Annotated in this window: 18 protein-coding genes; 8 read left to right on the top strand and 10 right to left on the bottom strand. The window is 52.3% G+C overall.

The annotated features are described in order from the left end of the window. Positions 1 to 76: 76 nt before the first annotated feature. Complete coding sequence (locus ACZ44I_RS00755) at positions 77 to 1,024, top strand: ATP-binding cassette domain-containing protein (protein WP_464549621.1); 948 nt, start codon at positions 77 to 79, stop codon at positions 1,022 to 1,024. After that, positions 1,021 to 1,776 (top strand): ABC transporter permease, encoded by a 756-nt coding sequence (locus tag ACZ44I_RS00750; RefSeq protein WP_464549623.1) that lies wholly within the window; start codon positions 1,021 to 1,023, stop codon positions 1,774 to 1,776. Before ACZ44I_RS00755 ends, ACZ44I_RS00750 begins: the two co-directional genes overlap by 4 nt. 39 nt (positions 1,777 to 1,815) lie before the next feature. On the opposite strand, the gene ACZ44I_RS00745 is transcribed toward ACZ44I_RS00750, so the two are convergent. Further along, positions 1,816 to 2,958, bottom strand: coding sequence for an iron ABC transporter substrate-binding protein (locus ACZ44I_RS00745; protein WP_464549625.1), 1,143 nt, complete (start codon positions 2,956 to 2,958; stop codon positions 1,816 to 1,818). 208 nt (positions 2,959 to 3,166) lie between these two features. Between ACZ44I_RS00745 and ACZ44I_RS00740 the strand changes: the two genes are divergently transcribed. The 3 genes from ACZ44I_RS00740 (at position 3,167) to thiC (ending at position 7,893) form a co-directional block, all read left to right on the top strand. Further along, positions 3,167 to 4,990 carry a PAS domain S-box protein gene (locus ACZ44I_RS00740; protein WP_464549627.1) on the top strand — a complete coding sequence of 608 codons (1,824 nt, stop codon included), beginning with the start codon at positions 3,167 to 3,169 and terminating at the stop codon, positions 4,988 to 4,990. Positions 4,991 to 5,147: 157 nt separating this feature from the next. After that, positions 5,148 to 6,542 (top strand): response regulator, encoded by a 1,395-nt coding sequence (locus tag ACZ44I_RS00735; protein WP_464549629.1) that lies wholly within the window; start codon positions 5,148 to 5,150, stop codon positions 6,540 to 6,542. Between the two features lie 106 nt (positions 6,543 to 6,648). Beyond that, the gene (gene thiC / locus ACZ44I_RS00730) at positions 6,649 to 7,893 is read left to right on the top strand and encodes a phosphomethylpyrimidine synthase ThiC (RefSeq protein ID WP_464549631.1); all 1,245 of its coding nucleotides are present in this window, start codon (positions 6,649 to 6,651) and stop codon (positions 7,891 to 7,893) included. Here the strand turns inward: thiC and ACZ44I_RS00725 are convergent. Both ACZ44I_RS00725 and ACZ44I_RS00720 read right to left on the bottom strand, forming a co-directional pair. Beyond that, the gene (locus tag ACZ44I_RS00725) at positions 7,890 to 8,996 is read right to left on the bottom strand and encodes a DUF362 domain-containing protein (RefSeq protein WP_464549633.1); all 1,107 of its coding nucleotides are present in this window, start codon (positions 8,994 to 8,996) and stop codon (positions 7,890 to 7,892) included. The genes thiC and ACZ44I_RS00725 overlap by 4 nt on opposite strands. A 258-nt stretch (positions 8,997 to 9,254) precedes the next feature. After that, complete coding sequence (locus ACZ44I_RS00720; RefSeq protein ID WP_464549635.1) at positions 9,255 to 10,928, bottom strand: RNA-binding domain-containing protein; 1,674 nt, start codon at positions 10,926 to 10,928, stop codon at positions 9,255 to 9,257. A gap of 176 nt (positions 10,929 to 11,104) precedes the next feature. Between ACZ44I_RS00720 and ACZ44I_RS00715 the strand changes: the two genes are divergently transcribed. Together ACZ44I_RS00715 and eif1A are read left to right on the top strand one after the other, a co-directional pair. After that, positions 11,105 to 11,713, top strand: coding sequence for a plasmid pRiA4b ORF-3 family protein (locus ACZ44I_RS00715; protein ID WP_464549637.1), 609 nt, complete (start codon positions 11,105 to 11,107; stop codon positions 11,711 to 11,713). 589 nt (positions 11,714 to 12,302) lie between these two features. Continuing rightward, a complete protein-coding gene (eif1A, locus tag ACZ44I_RS00710) occupies positions 12,303 to 12,557 on the top strand; it encodes a translation initiation factor eIF-1A (protein WP_464576629.1) in 255 nt (84 codons plus the stop codon). Between the two features lie 15 nt (positions 12,558 to 12,572). On the opposite strand, the gene ACZ44I_RS00705 is transcribed toward eif1A, so the two are convergent. From ACZ44I_RS00705 to ACZ44I_RS00675, 7 genes are all read right to left on the bottom strand, one after another. Beyond that, positions 12,573 to 13,319, bottom strand: a complete 747-nt coding sequence (locus ACZ44I_RS00705) for a DUF7289 family protein (protein ID WP_464549641.1) — start codon at positions 13,317 to 13,319, stop codon at positions 12,573 to 12,575. A 3-nt stretch (positions 13,320 to 13,322) separates the two neighbouring features. Next, complete coding sequence (locus ACZ44I_RS00700) at positions 13,323 to 13,757, bottom strand: hypothetical protein (RefSeq protein WP_464549643.1); 435 nt, start codon at positions 13,755 to 13,757, stop codon at positions 13,323 to 13,325. Next, positions 13,735 to 14,094 carry a hypothetical protein gene (locus ACZ44I_RS00695; protein WP_464551675.1) on the bottom strand — a complete coding sequence of 120 codons (360 nt, stop codon included), beginning with the start codon at positions 14,092 to 14,094 and terminating at the stop codon, positions 13,735 to 13,737. The genes ACZ44I_RS00700 and ACZ44I_RS00695 overlap by 23 nt, the downstream gene beginning before the upstream one ends. Next, positions 14,091 to 14,621: a DUF7288 family protein gene (locus tag ACZ44I_RS00690; RefSeq protein ID WP_464549645.1), complete on the bottom strand. Its 531-nt coding sequence runs from the start codon at positions 14,619 to 14,621 to the stop codon at positions 14,091 to 14,093. Before ACZ44I_RS00690 ends, ACZ44I_RS00695 begins: the two co-directional genes overlap by 4 nt. Next, entirely contained in the window at positions 14,615 to 15,631 is a 1,017-nt protein-coding gene (locus ACZ44I_RS00685) for a hypothetical protein (RefSeq protein WP_464549647.1), read from the bottom strand. Before ACZ44I_RS00685 ends, ACZ44I_RS00690 begins: the two co-directional genes overlap by 7 nt. Then, positions 15,628 to 16,023 (bottom strand): hypothetical protein, encoded by a 396-nt coding sequence (locus ACZ44I_RS00680; protein WP_464549649.1) that lies wholly within the window; start codon positions 16,021 to 16,023, stop codon positions 15,628 to 15,630. Before ACZ44I_RS00680 ends, ACZ44I_RS00685 begins: the two co-directional genes overlap by 4 nt. Positions 16,024 to 16,091: 68 nt before the next feature. Next, complete coding sequence (locus ACZ44I_RS00675; protein WP_464549651.1) at positions 16,092 to 17,348, bottom strand: DUF1015 domain-containing protein; 1,257 nt, start codon at positions 17,346 to 17,348, stop codon at positions 16,092 to 16,094. 42 nt (positions 17,349 to 17,390) lie between these two features. On the opposite strand from ACZ44I_RS00675, the gene rimI reads away from it, so the two are divergent. Continuing rightward, the gene (gene rimI / locus ACZ44I_RS00670; RefSeq protein WP_464549653.1) at positions 17,391 to 17,879 is read left to right on the top strand and encodes a ribosomal protein S18-alanine N-acetyltransferase; all 489 of its coding nucleotides are present in this window, start codon (positions 17,391 to 17,393) and stop codon (positions 17,877 to 17,879) included. Positions 17,880 to 17,926: the final 47 nt, after the last annotated feature.

The raw sequence follows: 17,926 nt of genomic DNA, 5'->3' as shown, positions 1-17,926 counted from the left end.
TAATTTTGAAAAAAACTATAATCAGCAAGCACCCACTAAAAGAAATACAGTAAGGGCAGATACGGTGGAGAGACGAATGCCAGATACAGATCATCAGGAAGACGCGATCATCGCAACAGATCTCAGGAAGACCTTCTCCGATATCGTCGCAGTTGACTCGATCTCGTTCTCGGTTGCACGAGGAGAGATATTCGGATTCCTCGGCCAAAATGGTGCAGGGAAGACGACGACTGTCAGGATGCTCACCGGGGTGATGCAGCCGGACGGCGGATCTGCTGTGATCTTCGGCCACGATATCGTATCTTCCCCGATCCGGGCAAAACAGCGATGCGGGGTGGTGCCTGAAACCGCAAATGCCTATACCGACATCTCTGCCTGGCAGAACCTGATGCTGATGGGAGAGCTCTATGGCGTCCCGCGGCGGTATGCGGAGGAGCGGGCAGAAACACTCCTTCAAAACCTCGGCCTGCTTGAACGGCGCGATCAGAAGGTGCAGGGCTTTTCAAAAGGGATGAAACAGCGGCTGATCCTTGCCATGGCACTCCTCCATGAACCGGATCTCCTCTTCCTTGACGAGCCGACCTCCGGACTTGATGTCCAGAGCACCCACCTGATCACACACATGCTCAGGGAGCTGAATGATGGCGGCACCACCATCTTCCTCACGACCCATAACATGGGAGAAGCAAACCAGCTCTGCAACCGGATCGCGATCATGCGGAGGGGGCAGATAGCTGCCATCGACTCGCCCGAGCGGCTGAAGATGGCGATAGAACGGCTGCATACCATCGAGGTCAGTTTCGATCCGGCCGGATCGGCTGAGGATCTCGCTACTCTCCCGGGGATCGAGTCCGCCCGCCGGGAGGGGGATAAATGGGTGATCATGACAGGGGATGTCGATTCCACCATCCACGCTATTTCCACATACGGAGCAGAAAAGGGAGTTACGATTCAGATGCTCAGGACGCTGGCACCAACACTGGATGAAGCCTTCCTCAGGCTCACGGGAGCTGATTCCACATGAATCCGGAGAACATCACCGAACAGGCAAAACGGGCCTTTGCGATTGCGAAGAAGGATATCCGGATCTACTATGCGAAAGGGCCGGTTGTCATCTTCGGACTCTTCATGCCGCTCTTCCTCTTCCTGGCATTTGCAGCCGGAAACCGGGGATTGTCGATGCCTTTTCTCATCTCGGGGCTTTTAGCGATGACGATCTTCTTCACGGCAACCGCTGTCTCGCCTGTGATCCAGCCCTGGGAAGCCCAGGCACGGACCTTAGAGCGGCTGATCGCCTGCCCGGTGACAATGAAGACCCTGATCGCAGGGGATATGTTTGCTTCTGTTATCTTCGGGATTGGAATCACCGTAGTCCCGATTGGAATCGGGGTGATCTTCGGGATCATCCCTCTCCACCCCTTCATACTCGCAGCCGGGATCATCCTCGCCTCGATCTGCTTCTCGGCGCTCGGACTCCTCCTCTCGACACCGGCGACGAATGTGCCATCAAACATCATGATGCTCTCCTCCCTCCTGAAGTTCCCGCTCATCTTCATCAGCGGCGTCTTCATCCCGGTGGAGCAGCTGCCATTCGCAGGGCAGGTACTTGCGGTATGCTCACCCCTCACCTATTTCACTGATATCGCCCGCTACTGCATCATGGGAACAGAGACTTTTCCGCTGTTCGTCAACTTCGCGGCACTGGCGGTGTTCTCCGTACTCTTCACCGCTGTTGCGATCAGGCTTCATGCACGAACCATAAGCAGGCGGATCTGAGAGAGACCAGAGTCCTGAGTGGAAAAAGAAGAGAGGGGATCAGATCTGTATCTGTGAGAACCCGAGGTTTCCATACTGGCTGTTTATGAGCTCAAAGACCGGCTCTCCCAGCAGGAAGGAATAGATCTCATCTGCTTTTTCTGCCGGATCGATATCCTCAAACCGGTCGGGATAGAGAACCTTCCCGACAAAATATGCATTTGCAAGCACAGTTCCGTGATTCACATTATAAAAGTTGTACGGGAGGACTCCATAGACCCTGCCTTCCTTCACCGCAGTGAGCCCTTTCAGTGCGGGATCATGCTTCAGCTGCCCGATTGCACCTTCATCATCCAAGGTCATGGTATTCACATCGATGAAAAGATACTCGGGATCCCAGTCCACAAGGGCCTCCTTTGCAACATCGGCATGTCCAATCCCAAGGCCACCCGCGACATTATCCGCATGCACCCAGAGGAATGGGGGATATGCAGGCTCGGTTGAGATGATGCCCTGGTTTCCGGCACTGCTGACACCGCCAATATAAACCCGCTTCTGTTCTGTTACCGGGATATCGCCGGTGCGTGATTCGAGATCCGCCATCGTATCTTCGATATAGGCGATCACCGCTTCAGCCCGATCCTCTCTGCCAAGAACCGTTCCCATCAGGCGGAGGGCAGTTACCATCTCTTCCTTCTCGGCATCGTTTCTGAGGGAGCCATAGGGGAACGCAACGACCGGCAGCCCGGTCTTCTGCTGGAGCGTATCTGCTTCGGGACCGCTTGTGGCATAGGAGGATCCGGTTGAGCCGGTCTTGAAGACGAGATCAGGGTTGAGTGCAATGATCTTCTCGGGATCATCCTTTCCACGCAGCTCCCCAAAGAGGGGGAGGGTCATCAGATAATCGCGATGAATGAGAGCATAGGGCCTCCCCTCTAACTCCCGATAATTCTTATCCTGGCTGTCTACACCGATGATCCTGTCAGTGCTCTCCAGGTACACGGCATACCGGAGACCGCCTGATCCCGAACAGAGGATACTCTCAACCGGGTATGGTACAGGAACAGATCTCCCGAATCCATCGGTGACGGTGATCTCCGATTCGGAAGAGCCGGCAGCCGGGGCATCTGTCGTACATCCGGCAACTGCAAGGAGGGAAAGAAGCACCGCCCCACAGAGAATAATAAGAATACGGCTATTCATAACACCACATCGTATGAGGATACGAGATACGCTTACTTAAACACACCTATTTGGTCTTGAATAGAATGAGGGGTGATAAATATTTTTGAATTTTAACAAAGTGTGTGGTGTGCACTCATCAGAACGAATGAACACAGCAGCGAGGCAATCAGGCGTAGTATTAAGCCGACACGCTCCCTACCCTGTTTTATAAGAAATACGGAGTATCATGGTGAGCAATCAGTCAAAGAGCATACCCTTTATCGCCCTCACTATAACGACAGCGATCTGTATCATCATCACCCTCTATTCCCTCTCAATCGGCTGGTTCATCATCCACCAGAACCTCTTCTATATCCCGATCATCATCGCGTGTGTCTACTATTACAAACGCGGGCTTCTCTTCTCCATCCTGCTTGCCGGACTCTATTTCATCCTCTTTGCCGCAACAACCGCCGATCCCGCCCTTCTGCAGGGGGCGGCCATCAGGGTGCTCTTATTCATCCTGATCGCAGGCGTGATCACCTACCTCTCGATGCAGAGAGCCGAGCTTGCCACGCAGCTCAGCCTGTCAAATGACGAGCTGACGGCAACAAACGAAGAGCTGCTGGCATCTGAAGAGGAGATCAGATCCCATGTCGATGAGCTGTATTCAGCGCAGCAGATCATCACTGACACAAAGGACCGATACCTCACACTCTTTGAGGCGGCAGGCGATGCGATCTTCCTCCATGAGATCGATGCAGACGGCATGCCCGGAAAATTCAACGAGGTGAACGGACGGGCATGCGAGAGCCTCGGCTATACACGGGAAGAGCTGCTCGGGCTCACCGTCATCGATATCGCCGGGGAGAAGGCGATCCGCGAGGCACCGGATAGAATGCAGGAGCTCCTGGAGCAGGGGCATTCCATATTCGAGTCCGATCATAAGAGAAAAGATGGCTCAACGTTCCCGGTTGAGGTCAGCTCACGCGTCATCAGGCATCCGGATGAAACCCTCATCCTCTCGGTGGTCCGTGATATCAGCGAACGGAAAGCCGCAGAAGAGGCGCTCAGACAGATGGAAGAGGAGAAATCCACCGTCCTCAATTCAATGCCGGTGATGCTCGCATACTTAAACCCCGACCTGACCATCCGGTATGCGAACCTGGCATCGGCCGCATCTGTCGGAATGAGCCAGCAGGATCTGATCGGACGTCACTGCTTTGAGATATGGCATGGGCGGACAGACGCCTGCGAGAAATGCCCGGTGATCAGCTCACTGACGAGCAATAGGATCGAGGAGGGGGAGGTGCAGATCCCGGACGGGCGAATCTTCCATCTGAAGGGCTGCCCGGTCTATGATGATGACGGGAACTTCGAAGGGATCATCGAGTTCGGGATGGATATCACCAGGCAGAAGGAAGCAGAGGATGCACTCAGGCTGACCAGCGAAAAGCTCCAGATCCTTTCGAGCATCACCCGCCATGATATCCTCAATCATATCACCACCGTCCTCGGTTTCCTTGAGTTCGCGGAAGGGATGAGTGTCGATGAAACACAGGCTCACTACCTCGATCGTATCAAGACTGCATCCAAAAACATCCAGCGTGCAATCGAGTTCACACGGGAGTACGAGAACCTCGGGATCGATGAGCCCAGATGGCTTCAGCTCACCAGCCTGATCAACACAGTATCTCAGCAACAACTCCCAATCCAGAATGACTGTCAGGAAGTCCGGATCTTTGCAGACCCGATGATTGAGAAGGTCTTTGAAAACCTCTATGACAACACCCTCCGGCATGCAGAAGGAGCAACCGGGATTTTGATACACTGCAAGCCAGATGACGGGGATCTTCTGATCATCTGGGAGGATGACGGCCCGGGTGTTCCTGAGGAGATGAAAGAGAAGATATTTGAGCGGGGATTTGGGAAGAATACCGGTTTTGGGCTCTTCCTCAGCCGCGAGATCCTTGGGATCACCGGAACCACCATCACCGAGAACGGCATACCCGGCGAGGGGGCGAGGTTTGAGATCAGGGTCTGGAAAGGGCGTTTTGAGAGAGCAGCATGATCGTGAATTTATCATTCCGGGCCATTACATGAATAATGCTATTCACCATTCGGTTGGAAAAACCAGCAACGATCTCTGATCACAAGATCTTTTATAAAAAAAGATCCATCATAAATAGTAAATTCATTTAGGGGTTTTCATTGGAGAGAAGAGACTGATGAGTACTGCCAGGATATTGATCGTTGAGGATGAAGCCGTCACCGCGATGGCAATCAGAAAGCATCTGACGAATCTTGGATATTCCGTCTGTGGGATCGCTCCAAATGCAGAGCTCGCAGTCCAAAAGGCGATGGAAGAGATGCCTGATCTGATCCTGATGGATATCAGGCTCGCAGGCAGGAGAACCGGCATTGACGCGGCAGTTGAGATCAAAGCCAGAAGTGAAATCCCCGTCATTTACCTGACTGCCTTCTCAAATGACGACTATATCAGAGAGGCAAAAAAGACCGAGCCATACGGGTATATCCTGAAACCGGTCCGGGAACAGGAGCTGAAGACCACCATCGAGATGGCATTGTACAAGCATGCCATGGAGAAGAAACTCAGGCGGTCTGAGGAGGAGAAGGCGACCATTCTTGATGCGATGCCGGTGATGCTCACCTACATCAATTCCGATTATACCATCAGGTACGCAAACAGGGTGGCAGCAGCCTCTGCCCAAAAGAAGCCAAATGATTTCATCGGATCCCGTTGCCAGGAGATATGGCGGGAGAATGACTCTGGGTGCGGGGACTGTCCGGTGCTCAGAACATTCGAAACAGGCAGGATCGAGGAGGGTGATGTCACGCTTCCGGACGGGAGGATCTTCCACCTGAAGGGCTGCCCGGTCTATAATGAGTTCGGAGATCCCGATGGAGCCATCATCTTCGGGATGGATATCACAGAGGAGAAGGCAGCAGCCGAAGCCCTCTCTCTCGCACAGCGGAAGCTCCAGATCCTCTCAAGTATTACCCGCCATGATATCTTAAACGAGATCACCATGATCATCGGCTACCTTGGAATACTACAATGTAGCGTGGATGAGAGGGGTGATCCAGAGGAGAGATACTATACCGACAGGATTATGGGAGCATCCCAGAACATCAGGCGGCAGATCGACTTCACCGACCAGTACGAGGAGCTCGGCGTGAAGGAGCCGCAATGGCTTTCACTCCATGATCTGATAAGAAAGATTCCACAAGGCGACATTCCAATCAGGAGTGACTGCCAGGAGATATCGATCTATGCAGATCTCATGGCAGAGAAGGTCTTCTCTAACCTCTATGACAACACGATCCGGCATTCAGAGGGTGCAACCGGGATCAAAATTCATTGCAGGAGAGAGGAAGGCGATCTCGTCATACTCTGGGAAGATGACGGGGAAGGCATTCCGGAAGCTCATAAAGAGAAGATATTTGCCCATAGTTTTGGCAAGAATACCGGTTTTGGGCTTTTCTTCTCCCGCGAGATCCTCGGAATCACCAATATCACCATCCATGAAACCGGAATTCCAGGTAAAGGGGCACGTTTTGAGATCCGGGTGCCGGAAGGGCGATACAGGATACAAGACTAAGCAGGTGTTCTGGTCTCCTCCTGTAGAGAAGAGCTCATCCTGATAGGCTACCTTCATTGTTGATTGGATTCAGACATAGTACAAGCAAAGCCCGGAGTTTCATCAGATGGGGACTATTATTGAAGATGCAACAGAAGGAAAGATACCTCCAGCCGTCACAGCCGCAGCAGAGAGAGAAGGGCTCGATTTGGATCCTCTCCTACAGCATATCGCGAATGGCAGTGCCACGGTTATGGTTGGCGGGAAGAGGGCTGTTGGGATCGGCAGGGGATTCTCTGCAAAAGTGAATGTCAATATCGGCACCTCAACAGCTCGATCGGATCTTTCGGCCGAGCTCGCGAAGGCATCAATTGCCGAACGATATGGAGCAGACACCTTAACCGATCTCTCGATGGGGGGAGATATCAGGGAGATCCGGGCCGCGATCCTGAGGGAGACGGCACTCCCCCTGACAACTGTTCCTATCTACCAGGCAGTCGTGGATGCCGGGGGGATAGACTGCCTGGATGGGGATTTCATTCTTGATACATTCAGAAGCCATGCAGCAGAAGGGGTGAGTTCCTGTGTCCTCCACATGACTGACAAAAAGACCCTCGAAGCACTCGGAAGGAGCCAGAGGGTACTCGGTGTTGTCTCAAAAGGCGGATCCATGACCGCCGCATACATGCTTCATTCGGGGCGTGAAAATCCGTTCCTCGAATATTTTGACGAGGTGATGGAGATTGCCAGGAAGCATGAGATCATTATCTCACTCGGAAATACCATGCGGGGGGGGAGTATCGTGGATGGCGGGGATGCCGCCGCCGCAGTTGAGCGGAAGCAGAATATCGGGATTGCAGACCGCTGCCATCAGCATGGCGTCCAGGTGATCGTGGAAGGCTGTGGCGGCCATGTCAGGATAGACCGCATCCCCGTCTGTGTCAGGCTCTACAAGGATGCATCTCCCTATCCCCTCTTTGTTGCAGGGCCCCTTGCCACAGACAGGGCAGTCGGCCACGATGAGATCGCAGGATCAATCGGGGCATCCGTTGCAGTCTCTGCGGGTGCAGATTATCTCTGTGCGATCACCCCGGCTGAGCATATCGGCCTCCCGACAGAGGAAGAGGTGAAGGAGGGGCTGATCGCCTTTAAGATTGCCGCCCATATCGGCGATACCGTCAGGCTGGGATCAGATGATCTCGATGCAGCACTCTCGGCATGCCGGGCAGAGCTCGACTGGAAGGGCCAGATCGAAGAGGCGATCGATCCCGAGCGGCTCAGTGCACGGGTTCCTGATTCCGGCCCCTGCTCGATGTGCGGCGATTACTGCGCTATAAAGATTATGCGGGAGTATCTCTCCCGAAGCGATTAGATCCGGATCAGTTCGTACTCTGATGTACCAAGGCCGATCTTCTCTCCATGCCGGATCTGTGTCCTGATCGGGATCTCAGGCCAGACTCCTGCAAACTTATCCTCGCCGGGAGCATGGTGCGTGGCAAGCCGGGTTCCGGCAAACCCCTGTTGGCCGTCGATTAAATCCAGGCTTGCGGCATCGATTGCCACCGGATCGGCTGAGGCGAGTATCCCGATATCCGGGACGATCGGCCGGTCGCTGAAGGGGGCACAGTCGCAGTCGGGGGTAATCCTGAGGAGGAAGTTCAGGTACAGCACCTTCTCCGGGAAGAGGGAGGCGGCACCGAGGGCATATTCGGCAAGACGTTCCGAGAGATGTGCGGCATCACGGACGTAATCAAAGTAGATTGCAGATTCAGGGCAGGTCTCAACGCAGATACCGCACCCGATACAGTTGTCGGGATCAATTCTGGCGGCACCTTCAAAGGCGATCGCCTTTTCGGGGCAGGACGAGACGCAGCCCCCGCACCCCTCGCAGTCATCTTCCCTGACGATTGCGGGCATCGCACGGTGCTGTTCCCGTTTCCCTTCAGCTGAGGCGCACCCCATCGCGAGGTTCTTGATCGCCCCCCCAAACCCGGCAACCGCATGGCCTTTCACATGCGAGACGACGATCAGAGCATCCGCATCAGCAATCCCAGCAGCAATCCGGGTCTCCTTCAGGTGCACGCCAGGAATCTCCACCACGATATCGTTCTTTGACCGCAGGCCATCTGCGATGAAGACCGGGGCGCCGATCACCTCAGACCCAAATCCGTGCCTGATCGCAAGCGCCAGGTGATAAACAGCATCATGCCTCATCCCCCGGTAGAGGGTGTTTGTATCGGTCACAAACGGCACCCCGCCCGCCTCCTTCACCTTCGAAACAACCTGCCTGATATAGAGGGGCGAGACGAAGCTGTCGCACCCCTCTTCACCAAAATGGGTCTTCACGGCAACAAGCCCCTGCTCGGGGATTTTCTCATTCAACCCTGCCTCATCAAGGAGCCGCAGGCACTTTGCCTGGAGGCTCTCGCCACAACATCCCGCCTCGGAAGAGACGAAAAACACCTTAACTGCCATGGGAAAAGATGGGGCGTTCATGAGAGAAGATACTTGGGGAGGGGGGGGATCTTTTGGGGGAGCGGGGTGGCAAATTGAGAACCAAAATAACTTCACAATCATCGTATATTTCCCCAATTACACTAGGGCGAATAGTTAAAAAATGCGGTTTATTCGGATTATTTTCTGGATATTAGCCCAAAATATGTTTTAAATTTCCCCAATTAACCCCCAATACTCCCAATGATAAGAAGATAATGAGAAATGGATTCCCCATAATCATAATCGATATTCTGATGCGAGAATCCAACGTGAACCACGGGTTTTTCCAATCGTCTCTATAATCCCCCTTTTGCGCATATCCTTAAGGAGATCTTTGATATACTGACGCTTCTGTTCTTCAGTTAATGCATCCGATACTTTACCCAGCAATAGTTTTTCAATTGTTCTTCGATCCGCTTCTCCGTACTTTTTCAGATATTCAATAACCATATCTTTGAAATACTGTTTATCAAAGGAGCGTTTCCTGATGTAATCCTCCTTTGTATCAGTTTCAACAGCGACCTTTTCTGAAACATAAAGATTCGGGCGTCGCCCTTCAATCAGTTTCTTTGATCTAAGGGATTTTACCTCTGAATCCGAGAGACGATATCCCTTCTGAACTTTATCAAGGGCAATGACATCCAGCATATCAAGATCTTTATGCCGAATCAGCATCCGGGTATATCTAGGATCAATTACCTTACCAGTGATACGCACACTGACTCTTGTGGGATCGGTCAGATCGTAGTCAGGAAGCGGGAAGTTGCGCTCTCTCTGTGACCGGAACATCCGTTTGATGCCACTTCCGACCGTATCAATCATGTTCAGTTTCACCATCGCTTCTACGAGGAGCTGGTTTCGATAATAGTCGGGTGGTCTATCTCCTGTGATGAGAGATTCAATAGAGCCGGGGATGAACGTGCCTCGATTGGTAAAAAGCAGGTAATCTTCACCTTCAACAACTGAAACCCGTGCCGCCTGAAGATAATCCTGATGTGCAATACAATTATGGAGCGTCTCCCTCATCACCCAGGGATCATATTGCGACAATTCGATGGGAAAAAGGGTCTCATCGGTCATATACCGATAGGTGAGGTTTCGGATCCTGGCAAAGACCTGATCAACTGCGAGGATAAACGGAGGACCAAAATGGGCATAATCTTTCTCGATACCGGCTGCATCCTTTAATATCCAGGTGATCTGAGCAACCAGAGGAGAGAGATGATGCGTTGATTCACTCCTGCCAAGGAGAATGATCGCTGCATTAGTGATCCCTCCATTAAAAATAAGCCCGATTCGATTCAGGAACTCCCTGTCAGACCATCGATCTATCTCATTAGATAATTGGGAGTGCTTGTTCCTGTATTCATCACGGGCAAATGCAATCGCCTCCTGATCAAGATCGTCGAATGTGGCATTCTCAATAACCTCAGCAGACCAGTCAATGGGTTTGTTATTCCGAATCCTATCGATCTCAGCAATCGAAAGAAGGTCAATGGATTCATGAGTACGACCAAATGTTCGACCCCTCCACATGGTGGGAATACCTCGGGGGGCCGGTGGAATCTCAAACAGGATCACCCGACCATCCGGGTGATTCAGTTCATGAATTGCGGTAAAGGTTAACAGATGGTTTGTTCCCTTTTGAATTTCTGTTTTCAGCCTCTCAAGACCAGGTGGGGTACTTCGATAGTTCGTTCCAACAACTCTTCGTGGCAGGGAGTCGGTTATCCCAAAGACAAGCCAGCCTGACTCTTTATTATTGAGATTCGCCTCATTGCTCAATGCAGAGAAATACCGACCTAACTTATCGGAGTCGTAATCTGTTTTTGCTTCCTTGAACTCAACCCATTCGGTTTCGGAGGGAAGATTCATGAGATCATTCAAAATATCAAGTAATTGTCCACTCATATCAAATCCCCCACTCACAATAATCGATTCCGATGGAATAACTCTTAGAATCAATAATCCCAATCTTTCTGATTGAGAGATTGAGGAAGAAAAGCCAAATAGTTATCTATTCAATAACCGAATCAGCCATATTCATCATCGCAAAGAAGAATCATAGAACAGAGAGAGGGTACGTCATGAGAAGAGTCTTTTCAACGGTTTACCAGTTCAAAATCGAACTCCTTGAGATCAAGCCATCCATCTGGCGGAGGGTGCAGATCGCCTCAACCAGCAGTTTCCGTGATCTCCACTATGCCATCGTCGATTCGTTTGGATGGGAGGATTATCACCTCCATGATTTCCTTATCAGGGATCCATATAGCGGAGAAGAAAAGCTGATCACCGATATGACAAACGAATTGCCGGAAGGCCAGGTGGTCTGTTACGATGAACGGAAGGAGAAGATCAGGTGGTATTTCCGGAAGCCCGGCAGGACGGCCCTGTATGAATATGATTTCGGAGATGACTGGCATCACAGGGTCATCTTTGAGGAGGAGCTTCCACGACAGGGAGACGGTATGTATCCCCGGTGCATCGACGGGAGGTGCCATTGCCCGCCTGAGGATGTCGGGGGTGTAAGCGGATATGCAGAGTTTCTCCGTGCCATGGCAAATCCCCGGCATAAAGAGCACAAATCCTACAAGGAATGGTGGGGAGGGCCATTCGATCCCGAGGAGTTCGATCCGGCGAAGGTCAGGTTCCGGGATCCGGTCTACCCGGAGAGGTTCATTGAGGATTACTGGTGATGGAGGGTTTGGGTTTTTTTTTTGGAAGCCTGCACCACCCGGAGATCGCGGAAACGGAACACTCTCGAATTCCTCGACATCTGGGAGCACTCCAACAACCCGGATTTCAAACCCATCGAATTCGATGGGATTAGAAAACTTGTGGTTTTGAACAGTTTTGTTTCAACCGCCAGGCGCTGGATTGAACGAACCTGGGCTATTGTCACTCTCTCCGAACACCGATCGCCGGTGAATTGGATAAAGATTCAGTTATTTCCATTCTGGAAACAACTGCGGTTGATGGCAAAACCAAGACAACCTTTCAAAGAGTTCAGACACCTGCATCACTGTCAGGTACCGGATCAACTGCTACCATGCTACATACCAAACCGGTTATCCTTCTCCTGATAACAAAAGATCAAAACCCCCACCCCCTCCCTACTAAGGCAATACTTTAAGTAAATCTGGATTCCATACTTTAGCAGATACTCGCGTGCCGGATGCCTGGTGGCCACCATTATGATATTCCAACGTGGGGGATAAAGAGGTAGATTTTCTGACTGATAACAATAAACGAACCGGAGAACCAGAAGGGGTTGTACGTGTACGAATTCCGAACAGACGCCTGAAAGAACAGTTTGCTATTGCAGACCTGATGCTTGGGTCAAACCATATCCGTGTCAGGTGTGGCGATGGCGTCACCCGGATGGGCAGGATCAAAGGCAAGATCAAGAAGCGTGTCTGGATCCGCGAAGGTGATATCCTAATCGTCATCCCATGGTCATTCCAGGATGAAAAGGCCGACATCATCTATCGCTACACCAAACCCCAGGTAGACTGGCTCAGGGCACATAACTACCTCTGAACTCCTTTTTTGAACCTAAAAACCTGTTATGGTAATAACGGTTCTCTTTATGACGAGCCTCTTAACATTCGAACGGAGATAGCCGCCCGCTCCATCTGAAGTCATCTCAAGCCTCCCGGTCATGTAGTTACCCCATGCAACTGAGTAGTCATCTCCGGGATCGGGGGAGTACCGGACATTGACAGTCACATTAATCTCCGGGGGATACTTGATTTCCGTCGTCTCGATATCAGTAACCTTCATCTCGATCCTCCCGACACCGGCAAGCGCTCGCTCCCTCTCTGTTTCTATCTCGATAAAGGAGAGGATCAGGGTATTTGATGAGTTGTCATAATACCAGCGTGGCTCGGTGATCATCGCCGATCCGCTGCCAAGCTCGGGGCGGGTGAGGACGGCGCCGTTCTCGATGGTGATCCTGGTACGATCGAGATCCGAGACATACCGGATCTGCCCTACTTGACCGTTATACTTCGAATCGCCGTCGATCAGCACCTCAAATGTGCCTGATGCCTCCGTCACAAAGAGCACTCCTCCCTGCACCTGTAATGCCGTCTCCTTGTAAGGAACCATCTTGTAGCTGATCGATTTCAGATCGTTCTGGAGCACGATCATCGTCTGCTCCATATTCCTCATATCAGCACTCCCCTGTCCGGTAACAAGAAGTGGGAAGCCATAGAGGACAACAATTGCAATCCCAAGCACAACTATCGAGAAGATCAGGATGAATCCGATCGCCTCAGAGACCCCCTCATCATTCTTCATCAATCAGACACCCCCTGAATCATAGATCACCCGGTTCAGCCCCCCGCCGGTCGTCGTTCCCCGGACAGCCCGTGTCGCCCCGATCCCGGCAAGCGAGATCACCGTCTCTGTCCGATCGCCTTTCACGAGAATCTCCTGATCCACCCCCTGACGCCGGACCGTGATGATATACCCTTCTCCAAGGACATCATAGGGGATATCAATATCCGAGACAATTGATCCATTCACCGGTGCAATCGTATAGATATCAACGATCCGAACAGACATCCCGTTCCCGATATCGACATAACTATGATAGGTAAACCGCTCGGCGGGCTTGACCATCAGAGAATCGTTTACCAGGATCATCACCGAGACGAGCAGCACCATCAAAACGCCGGTGATGATGATGTAGCCGATCAGGTTTGCAACCGCATCAGACGAGGAATGTCTCTTCATACTCACATACTCCATTATTGAACCGTATCGTCACCATCATGGCAGGCTGAACACCAACCATGATCGGGGATCGCGAGAGATCAACGATAGCATGATTCTTTTCCAATGATATACGTCGTATATCTTCACGAATAAGATCCCAGGCACCTTCATCCAGCTCTGCTGATCGGAACACTTCTCCCCTGAGATCCCGGATCTCATGTTTTGGGAACTCAAGCACCCCTTCTGCCGTTGTCTGCCCGACCAGTGTCGCCTGGCTGATGATCACCATCAGGAAGAGGAGGGCGATGCTGATCAGAAATCCCATAAGGACGATCCACTGCCCGTCATCGTTCATCCCCGCCACAGGATCACCTCCAGAAGTACCATCTGCTCTCTCTTAGGAACCGGAGGGTGAAAAGGATGCATGGAATCCAGATGCACCCATCTAGTCACCCGGATTGCCGGATCATAGCCTGTGTAGGGGGCACTAGCCGTATGATCTGCAGAACTGGTAAAAGCCAGCTGTTTCACCCTATCATCAGCAACAACCCGGTATGAGATGGTCGCATTATACTGCACCGGATCATCCGGGGCAAACGATCGTTCCCTGAGAAGCGGATAGAAGGCATTATGGAAACCCGCTCCGCCATCCCCGCTGTTGAGCAGAAGCTCAAGCTGTGTCTCCCCACCCGGCTCAACCGGCATATCCAGCACTGCCAGTGCATCGGCACCGAGCTGCTCAAGGAGCATATCATCGATGTGGGTATCCCCCGGCGTATAGACGGAGACGGACTGGAGCACGATTGCTGCGGTTGCAATCATCAGGAGCCCTGCTGCCAGCCCCTCAATGGTATAGAGGGATCCATTATCATTCACTACCATACCGCCACCTCGAGAATACCCTGTTTTGGATCGGGGAATGTTGCATTCCGGTAATCATAGACATGAGTCCCCATGATCAGCGTCGGCGGGTGGTTAACATCATCAGCAAAGTCGAAGGTGATAGTGATCGTATCAGACAGCCTCCAGGGCGTTTCCGGAACCGGATTGAGCGTGAAATTGAGGGATGTATTCAAAGTGGCCGGGAGGGTTGTCTTGAAGCCATCAAGCCAGATATCATATGCCGGAAAGGTGATCGGGACATCATTACGGAAGATGATGACCCGACTCAGGTTTGCTTTGTCCGATTCAGATTTGGCCGATCCATTTACGTATTTAGAAAAATTCAGGATCTCAATCTGGATTGGATCAGTCCTCGGATCGATCCTGAAGAGCGGATCAACCGATGGATCCACGAGCTGATTCATCTGTAGATCAACCGAGAACCGCTGGGGCGGGGTTTCATTTCCGGTATAATTAAACGTCTGATTGAAATAACCATCAACCACCAGCCTGGACGGCTCCTTCACCACCACCACCCTCCGCACCGATCCGTAGAGATCCGGAGGGTTTAGGCCGATCGAGTATTCAGGGCGGAAGATCTGATCTTCATCACGCATCGTCAGGGTGATATTGAACGAGTACGGATAATCACCAAAGAGCAGTGCACGGCGATAATCATCCGGATAGGTGAAAAAACTCTTATTAAAAAAACGTTCCACCTTTCCTTTCGAGAGGATATGGGCAGACCCCGGTTCAACCGAGAGCCCCATCCTTATCACATCACCCGGATCTGCCTTCAGCTCCCAGACAGGGGATGAAGGCGAGGCGGCCATTCCGGGATCTTCGACCAGGATCACCCCGGTCCGGTAGGCGACCGCATCATAATCGATCCTGCTCGACTGGACCGAGAAGAGTGTATGGGGGATCATCGCTGCAACAAAGATGAATGCGATGATGAAGATGGTGAAACCAATAAGAAAATCAAAGGTTGCAACCGCATCATCCTTCATTCCGCTCCCTCCGAAAAGATCACAAGGGGCACCGGTTGATCCGGAAACGGAAACTCCTCCGGATTGATTGGGGCGCCGGGGACCGTCCCTTCCCATATCGAAGAACGTACCCCGTCCGCTGTTACAAAGAGGAAGAGGAAGCCTCCCTCGGGGTCGGTTGCAAGAATGATCCAGGAGGCGGCCATGCCATCGGGGAGGAGATCCCGGCCGATGATCAGGTATATCGGCGGCTCTGCATAGGTGAGGGCTTCGTCAAGGCTGATCCGCATCTGGAAGGAGGGAGGCGCTTCATAAACCATTTGATCAGACGGAGCGTCTCCTCCGGGAGCCATGACACAGCCGGTGGCAGAGATCAGGAGTATCGCAAGGGTCAGAAGGTACAGCCGGAGCACAAGAGATTCATCTCATTCAAATGGTAAGAGCTTTTGGGAAAAAATATGAAGGGAACCACCCGTGCTCCCTATTCGTCAATCATATGAATAACAAGACCTGAGAGAAGTTTTGGTTCAAACCAGGTCGATTTGGGCGGCATAATCATATCATTGTCTGCAATATCGCAGATCGAATCAACGCCAATCGGCTGCATCAGGATCGCAAACGCATACTCGCCCGAATCAACCCCACTGATCAGATCAGCAATCGGAAGGGCGCCACCCATAAACGCAAGCCGCTCATCGCCTCGTGGATCGGTGATCCCAAGCATCGGGGAGAGGACCTTCTCCTGGAGGATCGAGACATCGAGCCGGGCAATCGCATCTGCCGAGGGATCAAATGGTCTCGTCAGCTCATAGAACCGGCCCCCGATAAAGAGGTGCATGATATGGTGATCCGCCAAATCGAAAGCCGGAGGAATGGAAGAGGCCAGCGTATCCACAGAGTCCAGTTCCCGGATCGAAAAGATCTCCCCGAGCCTCTGGAGGAAAGTATCCTCTGTCATCCCGGCTAAATCACGGACGAGTCGGGAATACCCATGAATCAGGACGGAATCATGGGCAAAGAGGATGCCCATGAAACGGCTGGCTTCCGGATTAGCGTCCCCGCGTTCACTCCGGCGCTCATAGACATTGACAGCACTCTTTGCCCGGTGATGGCCATCCGCAATATAGAGGGATGGCACATCTGCAAAGGTTCCGGTGATCTTTTTGATCAGATCGGGATCGGTGATCGGATAGATCCGGTGCACCGCACCCGACTTCGTCCTCGTCTCTGCGACCGGCTCTCCGTTTGCCTGCGAGGCGATGAGATCGTGGATACCTTTTGTATCACGGTAGAGGAGGAAGACCTGCCCCGTATTCGCACCGACAGTATCGATATGCCGTGTCCGATCCTCCTCCTTATCGTACCGGGTAAGCTCATGCCGTTTCACGACCTTATTCTGGTACTCGGAGACCCCGATGCATGCAACAAGGCCGGTAAAAACCCGGCCCTCATCCTCCACCTGGTACACCGAGTAGCTCTCTGCAGAATCCTGCCTGAGGAGGCCCTCTGCCTGCATCTCATCAAAGACCGCGCGGGCACGGGCATAGACCGCATCATCATAGGGATTGAGATCTGGGAGTTCTGCATCGGATCGGATCACCCGGAGAAAACTCTTATTGTTTTCAAAAATACATGCCGCCGCCTCGTCCCTACTGACAACATCGTAGGGAACGGATGCAATAGCGGCAGACTCCTCCGCTGCCGGACGGAGGGCTCTGAACGGATAGATGGAAACCATGGAAAACTCCACGTAGGTGTAGGTGCTATACTCTATTGAAAGATGGTGACTGCAGGTTTTCATCCGGAACATGGGATCACCTTTCTGATCCGGAGGGCAAATCCAGGCGACATCCCCGCGATCGTCCCCCTTGAAGTGAAGGCATTCACTGATCCCTGGGGAGAGAGCGGTATTCGTGAAGCTATGGAGATGTACCTCTCCTCATTCTTTGTGGCAGTTGCTCACGGGACGATCATCGGCTTCTGCGGGGGCGGGATCGAGGATACAGGGGATGTGATCTATGGGCATCTCTGCACCCTCGCCGTGGCAGACGAGTACCGCCACAGGGGGGTTGGCCGGGAACTGCTCCGCTGGATCGAGGATGACCTCCGCCAGAAAGGAGCCGCAGCCATCCAGCTCGAGGTGAGGATCTCAAACCAGAATGCGATCGCCTTCTACAAAAGGCTCGGATACCAGGAGATCTTCTGCTATGACAGCTATTACAAGGATGGCGAAGACGGCCTCGTCATGATGAGATGGTTCTCCACATAAAATGTCAGGATGCATCCTTATTATCTCCCGGAGAAGAGATCCTACTT

The sequence above is a fragment of the Methanocalculus pumilus genome, from assembly GCF_055382585.1.
This window is presented reverse-complemented; position numbering and strand designations above follow the sequence as displayed.

What these genes read in the sequence shown, in the direction of transcription:
- ACZ44I_RS00740 (WP_464549627.1), top strand. Translation starts at nt 3,167, where the DNA reads ATGGTGAGCAATCAGTCAAAGAGCATACCCTTTATCGCCCTCACTATA.
- ACZ44I_RS00690 (WP_464549645.1), bottom strand. Translation starts at nt 14,621, where the DNA reads ATGGTAGTGAATGATAATGGATCCCTCTATACCATTGAGGGGCTGGCA.
- ACZ44I_RS00700 (WP_464549643.1), bottom strand. Translation starts at nt 13,757, where the DNA reads ATGAAGAGACATTCCTCGTCTGATGCGGTTGCAAACCTGATCGGCTAC.
- ACZ44I_RS00735 (WP_464549629.1), top strand. Translation starts at nt 5,148, where the DNA reads ATGAGTACTGCCAGGATATTGATCGTTGAGGATGAAGCCGTCACCGCG.
- ACZ44I_RS00685 (WP_464549647.1), bottom strand. Translation starts at nt 15,631, where the DNA reads ATGAAGGATGATGCGGTTGCAACCTTTGATTTTCTTATTGGTTTCACC.
- ACZ44I_RS00705 (WP_464549641.1), bottom strand. Translation starts at nt 13,319, where the DNA reads ATGAAGAATGATGAGGGGGTCTCTGAGGCGATCGGATTCATCCTGATC.
- thiC (WP_464549631.1), top strand. Translation starts at nt 6,649, where the DNA reads ATGGGGACTATTATTGAAGATGCAACAGAAGGAAAGATACCTCCAGCC.
- ACZ44I_RS00695 (WP_464551675.1), bottom strand. Translation starts at nt 14,094, where the DNA reads ATGAACGATGACGGGCAGTGGATCGTCCTTATGGGATTTCTGATCAGC.
- ACZ44I_RS00675 (WP_464549651.1), bottom strand. Translation starts at nt 17,348, where the DNA reads ATGGTTTCCATCTATCCGTTCAGAGCCCTCCGTCCGGCAGCGGAGGAG.
- ACZ44I_RS00755 (WP_464549621.1), top strand. Translation starts at nt 77, where the DNA reads ATGCCAGATACAGATCATCAGGAAGACGCGATCATCGCAACAGATCTC.
- rimI (WP_464549653.1), top strand. Translation starts at nt 17,391, where the DNA reads ATGGTGACTGCAGGTTTTCATCCGGAACATGGGATCACCTTTCTGATC.
- ACZ44I_RS00725 (WP_464549633.1), bottom strand. Translation starts at nt 8,996, where the DNA reads ATGGCAGTTAAGGTGTTTTTCGTCTCTTCCGAGGCGGGATGTTGTGGC.
- ACZ44I_RS00750 (WP_464549623.1), top strand. Translation starts at nt 1,021, where the DNA reads ATGAATCCGGAGAACATCACCGAACAGGCAAAACGGGCCTTTGCGATT.
- ACZ44I_RS00715 (WP_464549637.1), top strand. Translation starts at nt 11,105, where the DNA reads ATGAGAAGAGTCTTTTCAACGGTTTACCAGTTCAAAATCGAACTCCTT.
- ACZ44I_RS00720 (WP_464549635.1), bottom strand. Translation starts at nt 10,928, where the DNA reads ATGAGTGGACAATTACTTGATATTTTGAATGATCTCATGAATCTTCCC.
- ACZ44I_RS00745 (WP_464549625.1), bottom strand. Translation starts at nt 2,958, where the DNA reads ATGAATAGCCGTATTCTTATTATTCTCTGTGGGGCGGTGCTTCTTTCC.